This window comes from Saliphagus sp. LR7 (genome assembly GCF_003344565.1).
Taxonomy (GTDB): Archaea; Halobacteriota; Halobacteria; order Halobacteriales; family Natrialbaceae; genus Saliphagus; species Saliphagus infecundisoli.
In genome coordinates this window covers 133,765-153,550 of sequence record NZ_QPND01000007.1, presented here as the reverse complement: position 1 = coordinate 153,550, position 19,786 = coordinate 133,765, and the positions used below count along the sequence as shown (strand labels likewise).

Genomic DNA, 19,786 nt, shown 5'->3' with positions numbered 1-19,786 from the left:
TTTCGGGAACCGGTCGGTCGGGCGAGTCAGTCGCGCTCGCTTTCGGGAGCCGACTCGGAGTCGGAGTGCGCCCGCACCCATAGCTCGCCGATCCGCGAGAGGCGGGTCCGGTAGGACTTTCCGTGTTCCTCGCGCTCGATGTAGCCCTTCCCCCCGGGGCCCAGGCGATCCACGTTGTAGATCACCTTCGAGCGGAAGCTGTCGGTGTACTCCTCGTTCAACTCCCGGGCGAGCGCTTCGGCGAGTTCCGACACCGAGTCGAACTCGCCGTCCTCGCCCAGCTTGTAGAGGATGAACTCCTCGAACGGTTTGACGTTCGAGAAGGAGGCGACCGGCAGCTCGACGATGTGGCTCCCGTCGATCTCCTTGGCGCCGATCGTCGTCCCGCGCTCGTCGAACTCCGCGAGCAGGTCTCGCGCGCTCTCGAGTCGGTCTTCGACCCGGCCGTTGCCGACGGCGGGGTCGTCGCCCGTATCGCCCGTGTCGTCCTCCGCGAGGAGTTCCTCTAGGAGGGCCGCCTGGGTGCGTAGCTCCTCGGCGAGTTCGGTCTCCAGATACTTCTCGGGGGCGGTGTAGTAGGTGTGGATCGCCTCGCGTTCGTCCTCGCGTTCGACCATCAGGGAGTTCGCGGCGGTCGCGAAGGCGAAGCTCACCGTCCGGGGCATCGCGGCGACGTTGACCCAGACCTCGTTGCCCCGGTCGAGTTCGGCGGTGATGAGCCCGTAGGCCTGCTCGAAGGCGTCGTCGTAGTCGTAGACGTCCTCCAGGACGAACCGTTCGGTGGTCGCGCCGAGCAGGTTCTCGAAGTCGTTCTCGAGCTTTCGAGAGAGATGCCTCGAGTACTCGACGTTTGCCTCGCTGCCGACGGCGCCCTCTAAGAGAATAACGCGATCGACGTCTGCCTGATCGCGAACCAGGGGCGCGATCAGCCGGTCGTAGTCGAAGCCGACCGGGACGATGTGGGTGTGCATACCCGAAGGTGGGTCGGCCGAGTGATAAGCCCTAGAGTTCGACACCGCTGGGGATGAGGCTGTGCTGGCGCAACAAATTCCCCTCGTCGTCGTAGACGAGGAAGGTCCGTTTGTCGTAGGTGGCGAACGCCTCGCCGTCGGCGGCGATCTCGACGACGTACCGGCCGTCGTCGTCGGTCGCCGTCTCGCCGTAGCCCCGGGCCGCACGGATAAAGGAAAGGACGTCCTCGGCCTCCTCGTTGAGTTCGAGGACGAAGTCACCGGTGACGCGGTTGGTGACGCTGACGACGCCGGTCGTCTCCGTGCCAAGCGAGCCCTGGAGTCGAAGCGAGACGTCGGTCTGGCCGGCCTCCAGGGGTTCGCCGTCGGCTCCGGTGAGGCGCTCGCGGAGCATCGACTCCGGACCAGTGAAATCGATCGATACGGTCGGTTTTCGGGGTTCGCCGCCGGCGTCGATCCAGCCGACGTTGCTGACCTCAAGCGTGAAGTGCTCGCGCCTCATTACCTGTCTCCCAGTTAGGCCTCCCACGGTATGAACGTAACGCCCGCCATCGCCGGCGGGCGGGAATCCTTTAGGACGTCGCTCTCCTGGATCGACCATGAACGAGGGGCGCGACGACGTCCGTGCGACCTACGACCGGATCGCGACCCACTTCGCCGCGACGCGCGAACACCCCTGGCCCGAAGTCGAGACGTTCGTCGCCGACGCCGACCCCGCCGGAGCCGGCCTCGATCTCGGCTGTGGCAACTGCCGCCACGCCGAACTCCTTGCCGAGCGGGCCGACCGCGTCCTCGCCGTCGACCTCAGCCGCGGGCTGCTCGAGGCCGGCCGCGACCGGGCCGGCGAGCGCGGGTTCGGTATCGACCCGATCCAGGCCGACGCGAGCGCCCTCCCGATCGCCTCGAGAGCAGTGAACCTCGCTACCTACGTCGCGACCCTCCACCATCTGCCGAGCCGGGCAGCCAGGATCGCGAGTTTGGACGAACTCGCGCGGGCCCTCGCCCCCGGTGGCCGGGCCCTGGTGAGCGTCTGGGCGACGACCCACGACAAGTTCGCGAACGAGAGGGGAGACGAAGCCGGCGAGGAAGGGTTCGACACGACCGTCGACTGGACGCTCCCCGATGGCACCGTCGTCGATCGGTTCTACCACATCTACGCGCCCGCGGAGTTCGAAGCGGATCTCGCGGAGAGTAGCCTCGCCGTCGAGGAGGTCTGGACCGCGAAGGGGAACTGTTATGCGGTCGTCACACCGGAACAGAAACGCCCTTAAGCGAACGACGAAAAGGGATGGCTGTTCCGTGGCGGGCGACCGCGACGGCGCGCGCCGGTGGTCTAGTGGTAGGACCTGAGCCTTCCAAGCTCATGGCCCGGGTTCAAATCCCGGCCGGCGCATACCGTCTCGAACGAACGTGAGAGGCGTGTATGCGAAACGACGGAGATTTGAAGGACGGAAGACGCAGCGCGCGAGTGCAACGAGCGCGACCGTCTTCAGGTGGTTCAAATCCCGGCCGGCGCACTGTTGTGGCGAAACCGGTGAGTGATCCGATGTTCGTCTCTCCGATGGGTCGCCGCCGAGAACGGGATCCGCCGACGGACCCGACTCCGTCACGAACCGTACGTCAGACGTTTCTCCCCGCGACGAGATGCCGAAACAATCATTATCTCGGCCCGAGATAGTGAGGGTATGGCGAAGGATACCGTCAGATATCCCGACGCGGTCGTCGACCGGATCGACGGCCTCGTCGAAGACGGTATGTTCGAGAGCAAGTCGGAGTTCTACCGGTTCTCCGCGGAGTACGTCCTGACCCTCATCGATTCCGATCACGAGCCCGAGACGTTCAACTACGACGAGATCAAGTCCGAACTCGACATCGACAGCGCCGACCCCGAAGTCGCGTTCGGTACCGACGGCGGCACCTTCTTTCTCGACGCCGTCATTACCGTCCGGAAACACGGCCTCCGGAGCGACTACGAGGCCGCCGAGCGCTTCATCGATACCCACTACGACCCGACCGACCAGGAGTGTATCATCCTGGAGGAACTGCTCGGCTCCTACCGCGAGAGCCCGGGGTCGGGCCCGATCTGAGACTGCTCCCCGTATCCGTTCTCCGCAGGGGTCCCGCCAGATTTAACACCGGAGTCGGGAAGCAAGCGGTATGGACGCCCGGACGGAGCTCTGGTCGATCTACCGCGAGGCGCTCCCGGTCCTGCTGGTCGCGCTCTGTGGCGGGCTCTTCTCGGGCGTGGTCCTAGAGGAAGTCGTCGAGAGCGTCGCGCGGTTTCCCGGACTCCTCGTGATGGTGCCCGTCTTCCTGGCCACCCGGGGGAACGTCTACGGCGCCCTCGGCGGACGGATCTCCAGCGGGCTCCACCAGGGCCTGATCGAGCCGCGGTTCGCCTGGGACGAGCGGCTGGTCAACGCGGTCGTCGCCTCCTTCGTCAACGCCGTCGGGATCTCGGTCGTCATCGCCGTGCTCACCCGGATCGCGCTCTTCGTACTGGGCTGGGAGTCGGCGGCCCTCGCCGAGTTCGTCGCCATCATGCTTCTCTCGGGGGTATTGACCTCGGTCGTGCTGATCGGCGGACTCCTGGCGCTGATCTTCGTGGGCTACGAACGCGGCTACGACCCCGACAACCTCGTGGGGCCGATCGTCACCACCCTGGGTGACGTGTTCGGGATGGTCTTCCTGCTGTTGTCGGTCCTGATCGTCGAGGTGATCGCCTGATGGCCGTCCCGAAGGGGGCGCTGGGAAGCTGGGACGCCCGACACATCGTCCGAACCATGTTCCCGTTGCTCGTCGTGCTCTCGACCGTCGTCCTCGCCGCGGGGATCACCCTGGAGGACGCCGAGGCGCTGCTCGCGGAGTACGGCATCCTCGCGGTGATGGTGCCGACGATGATCGGGACGGGGGGCAACCTGGGGGCGATCCTCTCGGCGCGACTCACGACCCGCTTTCACCTGGGGACGACCGAGATCTCTCCCACAGACCGGGTTCTGTGGGCCAACGTCGGTGCGATCCTCGCGCTCGCGGCGACGGTCTTTACGGCGCTGGCGGTCGGCGCCTACGCCGTCGGCGCCGCCTTCGGCTTCGGACTGCCCCTCCCGACCCTGCTCGTCATCTCGCTCGCCAGCGGGATGTCGGTCGCCGTCATCGCCATCGTCTTCAGTCTGGCGACGACCTACGCCTCCTACCGCCTCGGGATCGACCCCGACGACACCACGATCCCGATCGTCACGAACGTCGTCGACGTCTGCGGGATGCTCGTCTTCCTCGGCGTCTCGGGGATCGTCCTCGGTGCATGATTGAGGGGTGCCACGGCAGCTAGAGAACGGGACCGCTCGAACCGGGTAGGGCGCCAGCGGGGGTGAAAACGGCTCGACGAGGGTTATTCGACGATGAAGGGACCGGCGCGTTCGAGGACCTCGTCCATCGTCAGCGGCTGGTCGACGGCCTCGGGGAACCCGCTCTCGCCGTTGAGCACGTTCAGGAACGAGCTGTGGCGGGCCTCGACGCTGTGGATGCCCAGTGCGGAGGGGATCAACTCGGCGTTCTCGATCAGCGGGGCCGCGCCGGCGTAGGCGGCGACGCCGGTGGTCTCGAGGGTCGCGGCGGTCGCGAGGAACTCCACGGGGTCCTCGGTCGCCGTCCCGAAGTCGAACTCGGGTTCGGCGACCGGCTCGCCGCCCAGTCCCTCGATCGCGTCCCCGAGGGCCTCGACGTGGGCCTCCTCGTGGGCCTGGATGACCCGGAGCTCCCCGTAGGCGTCGTCCTGGATCGGGCCGCCGATCATCCGGAGGGGCTCCGAGCAGTGGAGGTCGTGCTCGCCGATCGTATCGAGGCCCTCCCGGTAGAAGCGGGCCTCGAGGAACTCGAGCGTTCGCGCGAAGTTCAGGATGTCGGCGTCCGAGGGGCCGTCGTCGGTCCCCTCGCTTCCGTCGTGGCCGTCCATGGAGGTCAGGGTGGTCGCCGACGCCGGCGCCGTCGCGGCGAGTGCGCCCGCGCCGAGCAGCGCCGACGTGCCGAGGAAGCGCCGCCGCGAGGAGCTGTTGAACCGTGACTGTGCTGTGTCGTCGTTCGTGGATCTCTCGTCGGTCATGGTGGTGCGCTCGAAGCGCATCAGAACGGACCCCCGAAACACGTATGAAGATTTACCGAACTCTCACCCAATTTGGGCCCACAACGGGCGACCCCTTCCTACACGTACCATCGACGGCGAGAGACGAACGGGGGATCGAGACGTCCGTGATTACTCCCAGGTGACCCACAGCAGGAAGGCGAGCGCGGCCGTCTCGAGGACGTGGAGGATCAACATCGCGCGCCAGGCGATGACCGGGACGCCGGTGGCGAACCAGGCCGAGAGGTCCTCATGGATGAGGTAGTAGTAGAACGCGAGGGCGTTCTCGGCGAGCAAGAGCAGGGCGAAGATCAGCAGCCCCATGACGTGTTTCGAGCGGATCCGGAGGTAGTTTCGCGCCCAGATGTAACTCAGCGCGAGGAGGATGAGGACGTTGACGGCCGTCGAGAGCCGTGCCGCGTCTATCCAGATCGACATCCAACCCCTCCTTGCAATCCCGTGGGGATATACGCTGTCCCAAATCCGTTCATAGTTCGTCCATTGACTCCATGATCTCCTCGACGGTGTCCCAGTTGTGGTTCGCCCGCTCGGTCGGGAGGTAGACGGCGCCGTAGTCGTCGCCGCTCGTCCGCAGGATCCCGTTCTCGACGAGCACGTCCAGGTGGTGGCGGACCGTCTTGTAATCGAGCTCGAGGGCCTCGGCGAGCTGGTTCGCGTTCCGTGGCTTCGCGTCGAGCGCATCGAGGATCCGGAGGCGGTTGGGCCCGCCCCGCGTCCCCGTGAGCACGTACCACAGAACGGCCTCCATCGTGTCGGTGTTCGCACGGAGGGTTATAAACGTCCCAGAACCAGCAACGGGACGTCCCGCTTGCCGCGGCGACCTCCCGTCGCCGGAGTGTGGCCGTCTCTCGCTCCCGAACGGTTCGGGCGGTCTCCACAGCGCCATCGAACTGCGAGTTTCCCAGCGTCCGCTCCGGGGAGCTCAGGACCCCGAGATGACGGGGGATCGACCCTCCGAAGCCGACTGCGCGACGTCGGGAACGGTCGCGGAGTCGGCCAACTCCTCCATCGAGTCGAACCGGGCGGGGTCCTTCTCGAGGACGTAGTCGCCGAGGACGAGGGCGTCCAGGCCCATCCCGTAGAAGTCCTTGATCGCCTCGGTGGGCGTGTTGACGATCGGCTCGCCGTGGTCGTTGAAGGAGGTGTTGAGCACGACCGGCACCCCGGTGATCTCCTCGAACGCGGAGAGCAGGCGGTAGTAGCGGGGATGCTGGTCCTCCCGGACGGTCTGGGGCCGGGTCGTGTCGTCGGCGGGGTGGACGACCGCGGCGAGGTCCTCTACTTTCTCCGGGCGGACGTCGAACGTGTCGATCATGAAGGGGGAGGGCGCACCATCGACGAGGTAGTCTGGGGCGGCCTCCTCTTTCATCGAGGGGGCGAACGGACGCCACTCCTCGCGGTGTTTGACGAACTCGTTGACCCGATCCCTGGACTCGATCGAACGGGGGTCGGCGAGGATGCTTCTGGCGCCCAGGGCCCGAGGACCCATCTCCATACGGCCCTGGAACCAGCCAACCAGCGCACCCTCGGCGAGCCGGGAGGCGACGTAGCCCTCTACGTCGTCGGGGGTGGCGTAGGGGATCTTGTTGGTCCGGAGACGTCGTTCGATCTGGTCGTCGTCGTAGGCGGGACCGAGGTAGACCGTCGACTGGCGCTCGACCTCCGAGGGGTGTTGGTCGACCCAGCCGGCACCCAGCGCGAGGCCCGCGTCGTTGGCGACGGGCTGGACGAACGTCGACTCGACGGCGGGGGACTCCCGGATCCGCTTGTTGAGCTTGCAGTTCAGGGCGACCCCGCCCGAGAGCGCCACGTTCGAGGCGCCCGTCTTCGAGACGGCGTCCTCGGCGATCTCGACGACCGTCTCCTCCAAGAGCTTCTGGGCGGTGTACGCGAGATCTTTCTCCCACTGGTCGAACTCGCCGGGGGTCTCGGTCCGCGACCGGTCGAAAATATCCTCCAGGACGTTGACGCCGTAGCCCGTCCCCCAGCGCCGGGTCAGCGGCGTCACGTCGTAATCGACCCCGAGGTCGACCAGCCCGCGGAGCGCGCGCTCGATCCCGGGGTTCTCCCGGCCGTAGGGGGCCAGTCCCATCACCTTCCCCTCGCCGTTGAACATCCGGTAGCCCAGGAACTCGGTGACGATCGCGAAGAACAGTCCGAGGCTGTTGGGGTGGTCGTACGTTCGCAGCCGTTTCAGGCCCCGATCTGAGCCGTGCCAGACGACCGTCGAGTCGTACTCACCTTTCGCGTCGATCGTCAACACCGCGGCCTCCGAAAAGCCGGAGGGGTGGAAGGCGCTTGCGGCGTGACAGAGGTGATGGGAGCGTGTTTCGACCTCGGGGACCGGGGTACCGATCTCCGCGAGTTTGGTCTCGATCTCCCGGGTCGGCAGGAAGTTCCCCCGGATCTCGGCGACCAGGGTCCGTTCCAGAGCGGAGAGCTTCCGGGCGATCCCGGGCGCCCGGAGCGCGTCGCCGAGATAGTGCGAGCGGATGCGCGAGCGGAGGCTCGGGTCGTAGGGAAGGAGGACGCGGTCGACCTCGGAGAGCTCGAGCCCGCGGTAGTCGAGGCAGGCCTCGATCGCCAGCCGGGGGAACGTCTCGACGGCGTGTTTCTGACGCGTCAGGCGCTCCTCCTCGATCCCGAAGACGGGGACCCCATCCTCGAAGAGGACGGAGCTCGGGTCGTGTTGCCCGTAGAGGCCGATTGCGGGTTTGAAGGCGAGCGTGTACTGTGGGGGACTCATACGTGACGGAGAGTTGTTGGTCCGCAAGAGGGAAGGTGGCTATAAAAATACCCATGCAACCGATCGGGCCGGGTCATCCGTTCTCACCCCCCGGATCGAGGGTGGCCTCGGTGTCGACCCCGTACACCAGTCGAGGCGTCTCGACGTGGGCAGTCCGGATCGCCTCGGCGTGCCCCTCCGCCTCGAGCCAGTCGACCCGTCGAGGGACCGTTTTTGGCCCGAGCACCGCGCCGGGCCGGTCGGGGTCGTCGACGAAGTCGGTCTCCATCAGGAAGGGGTCGCCGCGCTCGGCGGCCTCCTGGAGCCAATCCTTCTCGGACATGACGCTCGGGGTCGGGCCCGCCAGACGGCCGCTGGCGTAGTGTTTGACGACGCGGTGGGCCGGAAGCCCCGTCTCTTCGGCCCAGCCCGCGACCACGGTGAGGTCCTCGCTTTCCTCAGTGTGGAGCTGGACGGCACAGTCGAGGTCGGCGCCGAGGGAGAACGCCCGGCGCATGACCCGGTTGGACGCCTCCCACACCGCCTCCGGAACGTCGTAGTGGGGTCGCCCGGACTTCAACCCGAGAGCCTCCCCCTCCGCGACGTAGTCGGCCGCGAGCTCGAGACCCTCGATCATGAGGTCGCCCGCGCGCTCGGGGGAGAGCCCCCGGTCGTCGACTAGCCGGGTCACGAGTCCGGGATGGACGCCCAGGACGGGCCACGCGGTTCCCGGGAGCCGGTCGGCGGCTTCCGCGACGACATCGAGGGTGCGATCGAAGACGGGCCGGAACTCCTCGCCTCCCTCGACGTCCTGGCCCAGATGCCAGGACGGTTTGTTCACCACGATCAGGTGGGTCCCGCCCATCCGCCGGAAGTCGTCGACGGCGGCGAGCCCCCGCCCGTTGTCGGGGTCGAGATGGAGGTGGTTGTCCAGAACGGGCGTATCGGGGTCGGTCATCGACGGACGTTCGGATCGGAGCGATAGAAGTCCGGCGGTTCGTGCCGGACACGCAGACGGGCGACGGCACCGACAGTGGCACGCGACCTACCACCCCGTCGTACACTCTCCGAATACCGAAAGTAATTCCCGTTGGTAACTACTTCGGGACGGTACGTCATGCCAGACGATGACACTCCGGCAGTCGACAGGCGAACCGCGCTGAAACTCCTCGGCGCCGCCGGCGCTGGCGGGCTGTTCTCGGGGCTCACCGTCGCGACCCCTGGGCGGGGAGCGGGGCCGAAGAAAGACGAGATCCTCGTCGGCGTCGCCAAGGGCGCCGTCTCCGATCTCGAGGGATCGGTCCGTCGTCACGTTCCCGGGAGAGCGAAGGTCGTCGGCTCGAACGACCGGATCGGCTACGTCGCGGTGAAGTTCCCGAGCCACACCCCCAACCGCGCACGCGAGAACTTTGTAAACACGATCACCCGGAAAGAGCACGTCCGGTACGCCGAACCGAACGTCACGTTCGAGGCGCTTTTCACCCCGAACGATCCCCGCTACGGCGACCAGTACGCCCCGGAGATGGTGGGCTGTGAGGGCGCCTGGGACGCCACCCTGGGTGATTCCGACGTGACGATATCGGTGGTCGACCAGGGGATCCAGTACGACCACGCCGACCTCGAGGGGAACGTGGACGGCAGCGTCTCGAACTACGGTCGGGACTTCGCGGGCGGCGACGCCGACCCCTATCCCGTCCAGCAAGACGAGAACCACGGCACCCACGTCGGCGGGATCGCCGCGGGCGGCACCGACAACGGGACCGGCCACGCCGGGATCAGCGATTGCTCGCTGCTCTCGGCGCGCGCGTTGGACGAGAGCGGCGGCGGCTCGCTGTCGGACATCGCCGACGCGATCACGTGGTCGGCCGACCAGGGCGCCGACGTGGTCAACCTCTCGCTGGGTGGCGGCGGTTCGACGACCACGATGCAAAACGCCGTCTCCTACGCCCAGAACCAGGGCTCGCTCGTCGTCGCCGCCGCGGGCAACGACTACGGGGCGAGCGTCTCCTACCCCGCGGCCTACGACGAGTGTCTGGCCGTCTCGGCGCTCGACCCCGACGGCTCGCTCGCGGCCTACTCGAACGTCGGCGAGGAGATCGAACTCTGTGCGCCCGGCAGTAACGTGCTCTCGACGATACCCTGGGACGACTACGACCAGCTCTCGGGGACCTCGATGGCCTCGCCGGTCGTCGCCGGCGTCGCCGGACTCGCGATCTCGCAGTGGGGAACGGACACCGCCGACACCCGGATGCATCTGAAGAACACCGCCGAGGACGTCGGCCTCTCGGCCGACGAACAGGGTTCGGGTCGCGTCGACGCCGAGGCCGCGGTCGGCACCGAACCCGGCGACGGCGGTGGCGGCGGAGGCGGCGGGGGCGGGGGTACCTGTGGTGACGCCCGAACGACGACCGCCATCTCCGATCAGTCGCTCTCGAGCGGCGGCTCCGACTGCTGGTCCTACGAGTGGGAGCTCGCGGACACCTGCCAGGTCGTCGTCGACCTCCAGGGGCCCTCGGACGCGACCTTCGACCTCTACGCCAACGAGGGCGGGGGCTGTCCGACGACCGCGAGCTACGATCACCGGTCGTACAACTGGGGTAGCAACGAGGAGATCGTCGTCGACGACCCCAGCCAGGAACCGCTGTACGTGATGGTCGACGCCTGGTCGGGCAGCGGCACCTACGACTTAGAGATCACCGAGAAGGGGATCTAGTCCTCGAGGCTCATCGACTCGTCGGCGGCGTTCGGGAGCGCGTCCGACCCTCCATAGGACCCGGGGGCGATCGCGACCGTCCGGAGCCCGTTCCGGCCGGCGTGCTCGACGACTGGTTTGAAGTCCGTATCCCGTGAGACGACCGCGAGGACGTCGATAGCGTCGGCGAGGGCGGTCGCGTCGACCGCGAGGCGGACGTCGACGTCGCCGCTGGTGACGACGACCTCGAACCCCCTCGCCTCGGCGGCCTGGATCAGTCCCGGGGTGGCGTGTTCGTTCAGGTAGAGCCGGCAGACGCCGAGGCGACCGAAGCCGGTCCCGGCCTCGCGAACGTCGTCGAGATCGACGTCGAACTCCTCGCGGAGGACGTTCGGCCCGTCGACGAAGAGGCCGACGACCGGCTCGCCGTTGCCGCGGACCCGCTTCCGGAGGCGCTCGAGCATGGCCCTCGTTTCGGGGAGCGGGGGATAGGTGTGGCGGTCGCTCGCGGTCGTCGCTACTCCAAGGTCTCCTCGCTGATCGCCGCCGGGAGGAGCTCGCCGAGGGTGTACGCCTCGACCTCGCCGTCCGCGTCACAGAACACCGGAAACTCCTCGCCACAGAACTCCGCGAGCGTCTGGCGACACATCCCACAGGGGGTGACGCCGTCCCGCCGCGAGGAGCTGACGACGATCCGGGAGAAGTCGCGGTGGCCGTCGGCGATCGCCTTTCCGATGGCGACCTCCTCCGCGTGCAAGCTGTTGCTGTAGTTGGCGTTCTCGATGTTGCAGCCCGTGTAGACCTCGCCGTCTTCGGTCTCTATGGCGGCGCCGACGCGGTACTCCGAGTAGGGGACGTGGGCTTCGGTCTGGATCTCGCGGGCGGCCTCGATCAGGTCCTGGCGATCGGTCATAGGCGGAGGTCGATCCCCAGGCCCATCGGTGCATCGGTTCGTCATACCGTCGGAGACGACGATTTACCGTTTGATCGCACACCGCATTGCGATCGACGGTGCACTGACTCGTCTCCGACCGTCTCAGTCCTCGTCGGGATCGTAGGGCTCGCCGGCCGCCTCCGGGAGCCGCGTCTTCCCGAAGAGGACGAGGACGGCGATCACGGTAACGTAGGGGATCGTCCGGATGAGCTCGGTCGGGACGGCGTAGCCGTAGGTCTGCAGCCGGATCTGGACGGCATCCAGGCCCGCAAAGAGAAAGGAGCCGGCGAGCGCGCCGATGGGATGGTAGTTCGCAAAGAGGTAGGTCGCGATGGCGATAAAGCCCCGGCCCCCGATGTCGGTCTCGCCGCCGCCCGCAAAGGTGCCAAGCTGGCCGAGCGCGAAGCCGGCGCCGCCGAGGCCGGCGAAGATCCCCGAGAGCAAGACGGCGGCGTAGCGGACCTTCCGGACGTCGACGCCCGCCGTATCGAGGGCCTTCGGGTTCTCGCCGCTGGCCTCGACCCAGCGTCCGAAGCGGGTCCTGGCCAGCAGGTACCAGCCCGCGACCGCCGCGATGAGCATCACGTAGACGTCCGGGCCGGTGTCGAACAGCAGGTAGCCCAGGACGGGGATCTCCGAGAGCACGGGAACGGTGACGGCATCGAACGTGCCGACGTTGCCGGTGTTCGGGCTGTCGAAGACGATCCGGGAGGCAAACGGCGCGAGCCCGAGCGCGATCAGCCAGACCGCCAGCCCGGCGATGATCTGGTCGGCCTCGAACTCGATGCAGACGACCGCAAAGAGCAGGGCGAACAGCGTGCTCACGATCACGCCGACCGCGAACCCCCACCAGTGGTTCGAAAGCAACGCGGTCGACTCGCCGGCACCCAGCCGGAAGGTGACGAGGATCGCCGAGAACGCGGAGACGATCAGCAGGCCCTCGAGCCCGATGTTGATGACGCCGCTCTTCTCGGCGAAGATCCCTCCGATGGCCGCGAGCGCGATCGGGACGGCGAGCCGGAGCATCGCGGTGTGTGTGCCCGGGCTGGCCAGCACGGAAAGGACGGTCCCCAGCCACGAGTCGGGAAAGGCGAGCCCGGCCGCAATCGTGATCGCCGCGAGGACCGCGAGGGCGACGGCGGCGCTCCGACGCGAGAGGAGGTCACTCATCGGCCCCACCCCCGGTTCCGCGGGCGGGTTTCTCGTCGACGTCGAGGAACTGCCGGCCGATCATCCGGAAGAACTCCGGCATCGCGACGAACAGGATGATCAGCCCCGAGACGACGCCGACCAGTTCGGGGGGAACGTCCGTCGCGGTGTTGATCGACCGGCCGCCGCTCGAGAGCACGCCGAAGAGGAAGGCGGCTGCGCCGACGCCCAGCGGATTGTTCCCCGCGAGGATCGAGACGGCGATCCCGTCGAACCCCAGCGAGGGGACGTTCTCGAGCCAGCGGCCGTGTTGCATCAGGACCCAAAACGCGCCGGCGATCCCCCCGAGGGCGCCCGAGAGAGTCATGCTCGCGACGGTCATGCGTTTCTCGGCGACGCCGCCGTAGCGGGCCGCCTCCGGCTGGACCCCGCTGACCCGGAGCTCGTAGCCGAAGGAGGTCCGGGCGAGCATCCAGGCGAGCCCGACCATCAACGCGACGGCGAACCCGAGGGCGAGAAGCGAGAAGTCCAGCCGGGGGCTGTAGCCGATCACGGGGATCGTGGGGATCTCGGCGTACTCGGGGACGGCGCGGGTCTGGGGGTTCGCGCTCTCGGGGTCCTGAAACCGCCAGGACAAAAGCGTCGAAGTGACTCCGACCGCAACGAAGTTGAGCATGATCGTCGTGATCACCTCGTTTGCGCCGCCGTAGGCCTTCAGTGCGCCGGGGATCGCGCCGTAGAACCCGCCGCCGACCGCGCCCGCCAGCACGCCGAGAGGAACGAGTACGAGGGTTCCGACGGCGCCGCCGGGGACGAACCGGGCGGCGAAGAGGACGGTCACCGCCGTCAGCAGGCCCCCGACGACGAGCTGTCCCTGGGTGCCGATGTTGAACAGCCCCGCTCGGAAGGCGACGGCGACAGAGAGCCCGGCGAAGGCGAGCAGCGTCGTCTCCCGGAGCGTCGTCGCGAGGCTGAAGTTGTGGACGTGCCAGCCGCCCTCGAGGGGATGGCCGAGCGCGCCGAGGAACAGCTCGTAGTAGACCTGCATCGGGTTGTAACAGAACGTCCAGCCCGCCAGGTCCAGCCCGCTCGCACACGAGGCAAAGCCCCCGGAGACGAAGACGAGGACGCCGCCGACGACGACCGCGGCGACCAGGGCGGCGGCCGCGATGGCGACCCGCTCGACGATCGACGCGCGGACGAGACGCCCGATCAGCCCCTCGATCCGATCCCTCATCGCTCGTCACCCCCCTCGCCCCCGACCGGGGGTTCGGTCTCTGACTCGGTCGTCCCCTCGGGGTGCTCGCCGGCCATCAGCAGGCCGAGTTCCTCCTCGGTGACGGCGTCGGGATCGACCACGTCGACGAACTCCCCCTCGTAGATCACCGCCAGCCGATCCGAGAGCGACCGGACCTCCTCCAAGTTCGAGGAGACCAGCAGGGTCGCGACCCCATCGCGGCGGAGCTCGAGCAGACGGTCGTGGACGAACTCCGTCGAGCCGATGTCGACCCCGCGAGTCGGGTGGGTCGCGACGAGGAGGTCGGGGTCGCGCTCGAGTTCCCGGCCGACGACGAACTTCTGTTGATTGCCCCCCGAGAGGTCGGCCGCCTCGGCGTCGGTCGTGGCGGGCCGGACGTCGTAGGTCCCGACCACGTCCTCGGCGTGATCGCGGACCGCCGCCCAGTCGATCCGGCCGTCGCCCGCGAACGCCGGGCCCCGCTGGCTCCCGAGGACGGCGTTCTCGACGAGGTCGAAGGGCATGACGAGTCCGCGCTCCTGACGGTCCTCGGGGACGTAGGCCATCCCCGACTCGATGCGCTTCCGGCGCGACCAGTCGGTGACGTCGCGACCCGAAAAGCGAACCGTCCCCGCGTCGGGCGTGCGAAGGCCGGCGACCGCCTCGACCAGTTCGGCCTGGCCGTTGCCGTCGACGCCGGCGATCCCGACGACCTCGCCGGCCCGCACGTCGAGGTCGATCCCCGAGACGACGGGAACGTCGCGGTCGTCGATCACCGAGAGGTCCGAAACCGAGAGGACCGTCTCGCCGGTCTCGACGGGCTCCGTCTCGGCCTCCAGCAACACCTCCCGTCCGACCATGAGTTCGGCGAGTTCCGCCCGGCTCGTTCCCTCGGGGTCTACGGTTCCGACCGACTCGCCGTCCCGGAGGACGGTGATCGCGTCTGCCGCGTGAGTCGCCTCGCCCAGCTTGTGGGTGATGAAGATGATCGTCTTTCCCTGGGCGGTCAGCTCCGCCAAGACGTCGTAGAGGTCCTCGACCTCCTGGGGGGTGAGCACGGCCGTCGGCTCGTCCAGGATCAATACGTCCGCGCCGCGATAGAGCGCCTTGATGATCTCGACGCGCTGGCGGACGCCGACGCTCACGTCCCCGATCCGCGCGTCTGGATCGACGGAAAAGCCGTACCGGTCACAGAGGTCGCGGATCTCGCGGTCGATGCGCGCGCGGTCGACCGCGAGCCCGAACCATTTGCGGGGCTCGTTGCCGAGCGCGACGTTCTCCGCGACGGTCATCGTGTCCACGAGCATGAAGTGCTGGTGAATCATCCCGATTCCGGCGTCGATGGCGTCGCGCGGCCGGTCGAACCCGCGTTCCCGGCCATCGACGACGACGCGGCCCTCGTCGGGCTCGTAGAGCCCGTAGAGGAGGTTCATCAGCGTCGTCTTTCCGGCGCCGTTCTCGCCCAGCAGGGCGTGGACGGACCCCCGCTCGACGCGGAGATCGACGTCGTCGTTCGCGACCACGTCCGAGAACCGCTTGGTGATCCCGTCCAGATGGACCCCGAGGTCGCTCTCGCCTGCCGACCGTCCCGCTACCGTATCTCCCTCCGACTCGCTCATGCGCTACTCGAGCGTGTCGGGGACCTCGATCTCGCCGTCGATGATCGCCTGACGGGAGGAGTCGACGGCCTCGACGACCTCGTCGGGGATCTCGCCGCCGATCTCCTGGCCGTAGACCGCCTCGACGCCGTCCTGCTCGAGCCCCAGGACCTCGGTCTCGCCGCCCGCGAAGGCGTCGTCGACGACCGACTCGATCGCGGTGTACACCGCGCTGTCGACGCGTTTGACCATGCTCGCGAGGATGACGTCGGCGTAGTCCGACTCGGTGACCGACTGGTCGGCGTCGACCCCGATCGCGAACCGGCCCTGATCCTGGGCGGCCTGGAAGACGCCGACGCCGGTCGCACCCGCGGCGTGGTAGACGATGTCGGCACCCTGGCCTTCGAACATCGAGCGGGCGGTCTCCTGGCCGCCGGCGGTGTCGTTGAACTCCCCGACGTAGCTCGAGACGACCTCTGCGCCGGTGTCGGCGTGGTCGACTCCCGCCTCGAAGCCGGCCTGGAACGACTCGATCAGCGGCGACTCGACGCCGCCGACGAAGCCGACGACCGACTCCTCGGGGTTCGTCGAGCCCGCCCCGGCCTCGAACTCCATGTCCGTGAGCAGCCCCGCGAGATGGCCCACCTGGAACGAGCCCTCGGGTTCGCCGAAGACGTAGCTCCGGACGTTGTCGGCGTCGACCTCGGCGTCGACGATCATGAAGTTCTGGTCCCCGTACTCGCTCGCGTTGCTCGTGAGGGCCTCCTCCTGTGCGAACCCGATACAGCTCACCAGGTCGTAGTCGCCCTCCGCGAAGTCCCGCTGGGCGCCCTCGAACTCGCCGTTGGACTCCGGTTCGGCCTCCGAGTAGGAGACGCCGAACTCCTCTTCGGCGTCGAGCAACCCCTGCTGGGCCATGTCGTTGAAGGAGTTGTCGCCGAGCCCGCCGGTGGCGTACACCATCCCGACGTTGGCGCTCCCGCCCCCGTCGCCGTTGTCGCTATCGTTCCCGCTCTCGTTTCCACTGCCGCCCTGGCTCTCGTTTCCACCGTCCTCTCCGTTCCCCTCCTCGCCGAACCCGCCGACGCATCCCGCGGTCGTCGCGATTCCGATCGTCCCGACGCCGGTCAAGAACGCGCGCCTGTCCGTTGCCATGATAGCCGACCATCTCGGGTCATCGGGTTAAAAGATCCGGTTTCCCCCACCGTTTCAACACGTTCGGTCAACCGGCGTCCTCGACGACGCGCTCGACGACCTCGCGGGCGTCGGCCAGCAGTTCCTCGATCGATTCGCTCTCGGCGTACAGCCGGACGACGGGCTCCGTGCCGCTCGTCCTGACCAGAAGCCAGGCGTCGTCGGGAAACTCCAGACGGATGCCGTACCCCGTCTCGACGGTGGCCCCCGGGAACGCGTCGAGGAGGTCCTCGGCGAGACGCGCCATGACCGGTCCCTTCGCGGGATCGGGACAGCGGACGCTCTCCTTGCGGATCGGGCGCTCTGTGACCGGTGCACGAAGCGCGTCGACCCCGCCGGCGTCGGCGGCGAGGGCGCTCACGACGCCCGCTCCGACGACCGCGTCGATCCAGCCGCCGAAGGGGAGGTGGACGTGTTTCCAGGGCTCGCCCGCGAACACCGGGGTGGCCTCGCTCTCTGCGATCCCCTCGTGGAGCGCGCCCAGCCGGACCCGCTCGACCCGGCCTCCCGCCTCCGCGACGCGCTCGTCGATCCGTTTCGAGGTGTTCGGCGTCGTGACGACGACCGGGTCGGCGGCGGCCGATCTCCGGACGTAGTGATGCGCGAGGACCGCGAGGACGGTGTCCTCGGCGACGACCTCCCCGTCCGGATCGCAGACGACCAGCCGGTCGGCGTCGCCGTCGTGGGCGAGCCCGAGGTCGCGGTCGCCGTCGGCGAGGAACCCTCGAAAGTCCGACAGGGCCTCCCTGGTCGGTTTGCTCTCCCTGGCGGGAAAGCTCCCGTCGACGGTCGCGTTGAGCGCGGTCACCTCCGCGCCCAGCCGGTCGAGCACCTGCGGGGTCGCGAGCGCGCCGACGCCGTTGCCACAGTCGACGGCGACCGACAGCCCCTCGAGGGGATCCTCGCCGAACCGGTCGTGGACGTAGTCGGCGACGCCCCGGCGATAGTCCGGAAGGATCTCGACTCGCTCCCCGCGACCCCACTCGTCCCAGGTCGCGGTCCCGGGGCCAGATTCCAGGCGCGACTCGATCCGCTCTTCGGCCGCGCGGTCGTACTCGACGCCGTCCTCGAACAGTTTGATCCCGTTGTCGGCAGGCGGGTTGTGGCTCGCGGTGAGCATCACGCCCCGCCGTCCCCGCGAAGCGAACGCGAGCGCGGGCGTCGGCAGGGTGCCGAGCCGTCGGACGTCACTGCCCGCGCTCTCGAGGCCGGCCTCCATCGCCGCGGCCAGCGCGGGGCCGGTCTCCCGGCCGTCTCGCCCCAGGACGACCGTCTCGCCGGGTGCGCCGGCGGCCTGCCCGACGGCGAGGGCGAGTTCGGGCGTCACCGTCTCCTCGGCGGGGCCGCGGATGCCCGCGGTTCCGAAGCGCGTCATGGTGGTCGGGGTCAGTCGCCGGCCCCGGGGAGGTCGTCGATCAGGACGACGGCCTCGCCCGCCACCGCCGTCTCGCCCGCGCTCTCGTCTTCGACCGTCGTCTCGAGGCGGAACTTCCCGTCGCCCAACTCCTCGACGACCTCGACGCGGGCCGACACCCGGTCGCCGACCCCGACGGGCCCCCGGAACTCAAGGTCTTGAGAGAGGTAGATCGTCAACCCGGGGAGGCGTGCGAGGGCGGCGCTGATGAGCCCCGAGGCGAGGGTGCCGTGGACGATCCGGCCGCCGAAACGGGTGGTCCGGGCGAACTCGTCGTCGAGGTGGAGGCGGTTCGTGTCGCCGCTGGCGCGCGCGAACGCGCGGACGTCCTCGTCGACGAGGCTCTTCTCGAAGGTGACGCTGTCGCCGACCCCCAGGTCAGCGGGGTCGTCGGCGGTGCGCTCGAACGTCCAGTCGAGGCGCTCGTACGAGAGGGAGTCGACCGAGGGGGCGACCGTGTCGTCGCCATTCGTGCCTACGAGCCCTGACTCTCCGTCCCCGTTTGCCCCCGGAGGAAACATCGCGGAGGCCGCCGCCCGGTTCGCGGCGGTCGCGCCCTGGAAGAAGCTACTCGCCATCGTCGTCCACGCCTCGGTCATCGCCGCGAACGCGTTCTCGCCGGCCTCGTTTCCGCTCATACCTCCGGAGTATGGACGAGACGGTTATGACTCCTTTGATGGGGGCGATCAGCCGGATTCGATCGGGTGTGGTCCCCAATCGAACCCCCAGACGCCCCGATCGGGGGTTGAAACCCGAATCAGACATTTATCGCCATCAGACGGTATCAGATGGTGTCAGACGGAAACATTTATTGTCTCGGGGCCGTTCGGTAGGAGTGATGACGGACGACTCCCAGCCGCCGTGGTTGCCTGCGCTGTTCTCCGAGCAGATGGCGGAGATGCAGGACGCGAGCGAGCAGGTCGCCCAGTCCCAACAGGAGCTGTTCCGGCAGTTCCTCGAGGCGAGTTCCCCGACCGAGAGCTCGGGGGTCAATCCGATGACCAACCCGCTGTCGACCTCGACTGCGACGTTCAAGGCACGCGTCCAGAGCGGCGGCCGGATCAGCGTTCCCGAACCCGAACGCGAGGCCCTCGACATCGAGGAGGGAGACATCGTCCAGACCATCGTCGTCCCCGTCAAACGCTCGCGCGACGACGAGGACGGAGAACAGTAACGACCCGATACGACCCACACCCAACCCTACTACCATGACCAACGACCCACTCACCGCAGTCTTCGACGCCCAGCGCACCGCCGTCGAGCAGAGCCGGAAACTGACCCACGACACGATCGAGGCCCAGCGGGCCTCCTTCGACGCCGCCGGCGAGATGCTGGCCGCCTCCGAGCGGCTCACCGAGCAAAACGCCGAGCTCACGACCGGCGCCGTCGGCGCCTACTTCGACGCCCTCGAAGCGGCCTTCCCCGAGGGCGCCGTCGATACCGACGAGCTCCGGGCGGTCGTCGAGGAGGGCGTCGAGACCGCAAGCGAGAGCCAGCTCGAGTCCCTCGCCGCGATGGCCGATATGGTCGAGGAGTCGGGAGCCGCCTACGACGGCGTCGCCGACACCTACGCCGAGGCCGTCGACTCCTCGTTCGACGCCTACCTCGACGCCCACGAGAACGTCGAGGAGAGCGTCAGCGGGATGGCCGACGCCGTCGAGGACGCAGGCGAGGAGTTCGACGCCTCGGCGTAATCGAACTCGACCGCCGGGTCCCCCGGCTCTCCCACCCAGC

At 68.2% G+C, this 19,786-nt stretch carries 22 protein-coding genes and 1 tRNA gene; 8 read left to right on the top strand and 15 right to left on the bottom strand.

What is annotated here, in order from left to right; translation table 11 throughout:
* Positions 1–26: 26 nt before the first annotated feature.
* Both DVH23_RS11825 and DVH23_RS11820 read right to left on the bottom strand, forming a co-directional pair.
* The gene (locus tag DVH23_RS11825) at positions 27–971 is read right to left on the bottom strand and encodes a DUF6293 family protein (RefSeq protein WP_114577639.1); all 945 of its coding nucleotides are present in this window, start codon (positions 969–971) and stop codon (positions 27–29) included.
* A gap of 31 nt (positions 972–1,002) precedes the next feature.
* Positions 1,003–1,473: a DUF5793 family protein gene (locus DVH23_RS11820; RefSeq protein ID WP_114577638.1), complete on the bottom strand. Its 471-nt coding sequence runs from the start codon at positions 1,471–1,473 to the stop codon at positions 1,003–1,005.
* Positions 1,474–1,570: 97 nt separating this feature from the next.
* Between DVH23_RS11820 and DVH23_RS11815 the strand changes: the two genes are divergently transcribed.
* From DVH23_RS11815 to DVH23_RS11795, 5 genes are all read left to right on the top strand, one after another.
* Positions 1,571–2,242 (top strand): class I SAM-dependent methyltransferase, encoded by a 672-nt coding sequence (locus DVH23_RS11815; RefSeq protein ID WP_114577637.1) that lies wholly within the window; start codon positions 1,571–1,573, stop codon positions 2,240–2,242.
* 51 nt (positions 2,243–2,293) lie between these two features.
* Positions 2,294–2,364: transfer RNA gene (locus tag DVH23_RS11810), tRNA-Gly, on the top strand.
* 292 nt (positions 2,365–2,656) lie between these two features.
* A complete protein-coding gene (locus tag DVH23_RS11805; protein WP_114577636.1) occupies positions 2,657–3,058 on the top strand; it encodes a CopG family transcriptional regulator in 402 nt (133 codons plus the stop codon).
* Positions 3,059–3,128: 70 nt separating this feature from the next.
* Positions 3,129–3,698: a magnesium transporter gene (locus DVH23_RS11800; RefSeq protein ID WP_114577635.1), complete on the top strand. Its 570-nt coding sequence runs from the start codon at positions 3,129–3,131 to the stop codon at positions 3,696–3,698.
* Complete coding sequence (locus tag DVH23_RS11795; protein ID WP_114577634.1) at positions 3,698–4,276, top strand: magnesium transporter; 579 nt, start codon at positions 3,698–3,700, stop codon at positions 4,274–4,276. Before DVH23_RS11800 ends, DVH23_RS11795 begins: the two co-directional genes overlap by 1 nt.
* Positions 4,277–4,359: 83 nt before the next feature.
* Here DVH23_RS11795 and DVH23_RS11790 read toward each other — a convergent pair whose 3' ends face one another.
* The 5 genes from DVH23_RS11790 to DVH23_RS11770 all read right to left on the bottom strand — a co-directional run bounded on the left by DVH23_RS11790 (position 4,360) and on the right by DVH23_RS11770 (position 8,792).
* Positions 4,360–5,070, bottom strand: coding sequence for a ferritin-like domain-containing protein (locus tag DVH23_RS11790; protein WP_114577700.1), 711 nt, complete (start codon positions 5,068–5,070; stop codon positions 4,360–4,362).
* Positions 5,071–5,220: 150 nt separating this feature from the next.
* Positions 5,221–5,526, bottom strand: a complete 306-nt coding sequence (locus DVH23_RS11785; protein WP_114577633.1) for a hypothetical protein — start codon at positions 5,524–5,526, stop codon at positions 5,221–5,223.
* Between the two features lie 49 nt (positions 5,527–5,575).
* A complete protein-coding gene (locus DVH23_RS11780) occupies positions 5,576–5,857 on the bottom strand; it encodes a winged helix-turn-helix domain-containing protein (protein ID WP_114577632.1) in 282 nt (93 codons plus the stop codon).
* 174 nt (positions 5,858–6,031) lie between these two features.
* Entirely contained in the window at positions 6,032–7,855 is a 1,824-nt protein-coding gene (locus DVH23_RS11775; protein ID WP_114577631.1) for a carbamoyltransferase C-terminal domain-containing protein, read from the bottom strand.
* Positions 7,856–7,928: 73 nt separating this feature from the next.
* Positions 7,929–8,792 carry a TatD family hydrolase gene (locus DVH23_RS11770; protein ID WP_114577630.1) on the bottom strand — a complete coding sequence of 288 codons (864 nt, stop codon included), beginning with the start codon at positions 8,790–8,792 and terminating at the stop codon, positions 7,929–7,931.
* Positions 8,793–8,951: 159 nt separating this feature from the next.
* Here DVH23_RS11770 and DVH23_RS11765 point away from each other — a divergent pair, with 159 nt between their 5' ends.
* Positions 8,952–10,547: a S8 family peptidase gene (locus DVH23_RS11765; RefSeq protein ID WP_114577629.1), complete on the top strand. Its 1,596-nt coding sequence runs from the start codon at positions 8,952–8,954 to the stop codon at positions 10,545–10,547.
* Here DVH23_RS11765 and DVH23_RS11760 read toward each other — a convergent pair.
* The 8 genes from DVH23_RS11760 to DVH23_RS11725 all read right to left on the bottom strand — a co-directional run bounded on the left by DVH23_RS11760 (position 10,544) and on the right by DVH23_RS11725 (position 18,690).
* On the bottom strand, positions 10,544–10,990 hold the full coding sequence (locus DVH23_RS11760) for an NYN domain-containing protein (protein ID WP_114577628.1): 447 nt from the start codon (positions 10,988–10,990) through the stop codon (positions 10,544–10,546). The two genes, DVH23_RS11765 and DVH23_RS11760, sit on opposite strands and share 4 nt — an antisense overlap.
* 53 nt (positions 10,991–11,043) lie before the next feature.
* Entirely contained in the window at positions 11,044–11,439 is a 396-nt protein-coding gene (gene cdd, locus DVH23_RS11755; RefSeq protein ID WP_232833751.1) for a cytidine deaminase, read from the bottom strand.
* 123 nt (positions 11,440–11,562) lie between these two features.
* The gene (locus tag DVH23_RS11750) at positions 11,563–12,630 is read right to left on the bottom strand and encodes an ABC transporter permease (protein WP_114577626.1); all 1,068 of its coding nucleotides are present in this window, start codon (positions 12,628–12,630) and stop codon (positions 11,563–11,565) included.
* Entirely contained in the window at positions 12,623–13,846 is a 1,224-nt protein-coding gene (locus DVH23_RS11745; protein WP_114577625.1) for an ABC transporter permease, read from the bottom strand. Before DVH23_RS11745 ends, DVH23_RS11750 begins: the two co-directional genes overlap by 8 nt.
* Positions 13,843–15,465, bottom strand: coding sequence for an ABC transporter ATP-binding protein (locus DVH23_RS11740; protein ID WP_114577624.1), 1,623 nt, complete (start codon positions 15,463–15,465; stop codon positions 13,843–13,845). Before DVH23_RS11740 ends, DVH23_RS11745 begins: the two co-directional genes overlap by 4 nt.
* A gap of 3 nt (positions 15,466–15,468) precedes the next feature.
* Positions 15,469–16,599: a BMP family protein gene (locus DVH23_RS11735; protein WP_114577623.1), complete on the bottom strand. Its 1,131-nt coding sequence runs from the start codon at positions 16,597–16,599 to the stop codon at positions 15,469–15,471.
* A 67-nt stretch (positions 16,600–16,666) separates the two neighbouring features.
* Positions 16,667–18,013, bottom strand: coding sequence for a phosphomannomutase (locus DVH23_RS11730; RefSeq protein WP_114577622.1), 1,347 nt, complete (start codon positions 18,011–18,013; stop codon positions 16,667–16,669).
* A gap of 11 nt (positions 18,014–18,024) precedes the next feature.
* Entirely contained in the window at positions 18,025–18,690 is a 666-nt protein-coding gene (locus DVH23_RS11725) for a MaoC family dehydratase (RefSeq protein ID WP_114577621.1), read from the bottom strand.
* Between the two features lie 200 nt (positions 18,691–18,890).
* Here DVH23_RS11725 and DVH23_RS11720 point away from each other — a divergent pair, with 200 nt between their 5' ends.
* Complete coding sequence (locus tag DVH23_RS11720) at positions 18,891–19,226, top strand: AbrB/MazE/SpoVT family DNA-binding domain-containing protein (protein WP_114577620.1); 336 nt, start codon at positions 18,891–18,893, stop codon at positions 19,224–19,226.
* 34 nt (positions 19,227–19,260) lie between these two features.
* Positions 19,261–19,746: a hypothetical protein gene (locus DVH23_RS11715; RefSeq protein WP_114577619.1), complete on the top strand. Its 486-nt coding sequence runs from the start codon at positions 19,261–19,263 to the stop codon at positions 19,744–19,746.
* The last annotated feature ends 40 nt before the right edge of the window (positions 19,747–19,786 follow it).

What these genes read in the sequence shown, in the direction of transcription:
- DVH23_RS11825 (WP_114577639.1), bottom strand. Translation starts at nt 971, where the DNA reads ATGCACACCCACATCGTCCCGGTCGGCTTCGACTACGACCGGCTGATC.
- DVH23_RS11820 (WP_114577638.1), bottom strand. Translation starts at nt 1,473, where the DNA reads ATGAGGCGCGAGCACTTCACGCTTGAGGTCAGCAACGTCGGCTGGATC.
- DVH23_RS11815 (WP_114577637.1), top strand. Translation starts at nt 1,571, where the DNA reads ATGAACGAGGGGCGCGACGACGTCCGTGCGACCTACGACCGGATCGCG.
- DVH23_RS11805 (WP_114577636.1), top strand. Translation starts at nt 2,657, where the DNA reads ATGGCGAAGGATACCGTCAGATATCCCGACGCGGTCGTCGACCGGATC.
- DVH23_RS11800 (WP_114577635.1), top strand. Translation starts at nt 3,129, where the DNA reads ATGGACGCCCGGACGGAGCTCTGGTCGATCTACCGCGAGGCGCTCCCG.
- DVH23_RS11795 (WP_114577634.1), top strand. Translation starts at nt 3,698, where the DNA reads ATGGCCGTCCCGAAGGGGGCGCTGGGAAGCTGGGACGCCCGACACATC.
- DVH23_RS11790 (WP_114577700.1), bottom strand. Translation starts at nt 5,070, where the DNA reads ATGACCGACGAGAGATCCACGAACGACGACACAGCACAGTCACGGTTC.
- DVH23_RS11785 (WP_114577633.1), bottom strand. Translation starts at nt 5,526, where the DNA reads ATGTCGATCTGGATAGACGCGGCACGGCTCTCGACGGCCGTCAACGTC.
- DVH23_RS11780 (WP_114577632.1), bottom strand. Translation starts at nt 5,857, where the DNA reads ATGGAGGCCGTTCTGTGGTACGTGCTCACGGGGACGCGGGGCGGGCCC.
- DVH23_RS11775 (WP_114577631.1), bottom strand. Translation starts at nt 7,855, where the DNA reads ATGAGTCCCCCACAGTACACGCTCGCCTTCAAACCCGCAATCGGCCTC.
- DVH23_RS11770 (WP_114577630.1), bottom strand. Translation starts at nt 8,792, where the DNA reads ATGACCGACCCCGATACGCCCGTTCTGGACAACCACCTCCATCTCGAC.
- DVH23_RS11765 (WP_114577629.1), top strand. Translation starts at nt 8,952, where the DNA reads ATGCCAGACGATGACACTCCGGCAGTCGACAGGCGAACCGCGCTGAAA.
- DVH23_RS11760 (WP_114577628.1), bottom strand. Translation starts at nt 10,990, where the DNA reads ATGCTCGAGCGCCTCCGGAAGCGGGTCCGCGGCAACGGCGAGCCGGTC.
- cdd (WP_232833751.1), bottom strand. Translation starts at nt 11,439, where the DNA reads ATGACCGATCGCCAGGACCTGATCGAGGCCGCCCGCGAGATCCAGACC.
- DVH23_RS11750 (WP_114577626.1), bottom strand. Translation starts at nt 12,630, where the DNA reads ATGAGTGACCTCCTCTCGCGTCGGAGCGCCGCCGTCGCCCTCGCGGTC.
- DVH23_RS11745 (WP_114577625.1), bottom strand. Translation starts at nt 13,846, where the DNA reads ATGAGGGATCGGATCGAGGGGCTGATCGGGCGTCTCGTCCGCGCGTCG.
- DVH23_RS11740 (WP_114577624.1), bottom strand. Translation starts at nt 15,465, where the DNA reads ATGAGCGAGTCGGAGGGAGATACGGTAGCGGGACGGTCGGCAGGCGAG.
- DVH23_RS11735 (WP_114577623.1), bottom strand. Translation starts at nt 16,599, where the DNA reads ATGGCAACGGACAGGCGCGCGTTCTTGACCGGCGTCGGGACGATCGGA.
- DVH23_RS11730 (WP_114577622.1), bottom strand. Translation starts at nt 18,013, where the DNA reads ATGACGCGCTTCGGAACCGCGGGCATCCGCGGCCCCGCCGAGGAGACG.
- DVH23_RS11725 (WP_114577621.1), bottom strand. Translation starts at nt 18,690, where the DNA reads ATGAGCGGAAACGAGGCCGGCGAGAACGCGTTCGCGGCGATGACCGAG.
- DVH23_RS11720 (WP_114577620.1), top strand. Translation starts at nt 18,891, where the DNA reads ATGACGGACGACTCCCAGCCGCCGTGGTTGCCTGCGCTGTTCTCCGAG.
- DVH23_RS11715 (WP_114577619.1), top strand. Translation starts at nt 19,261, where the DNA reads ATGACCAACGACCCACTCACCGCAGTCTTCGACGCCCAGCGCACCGCC.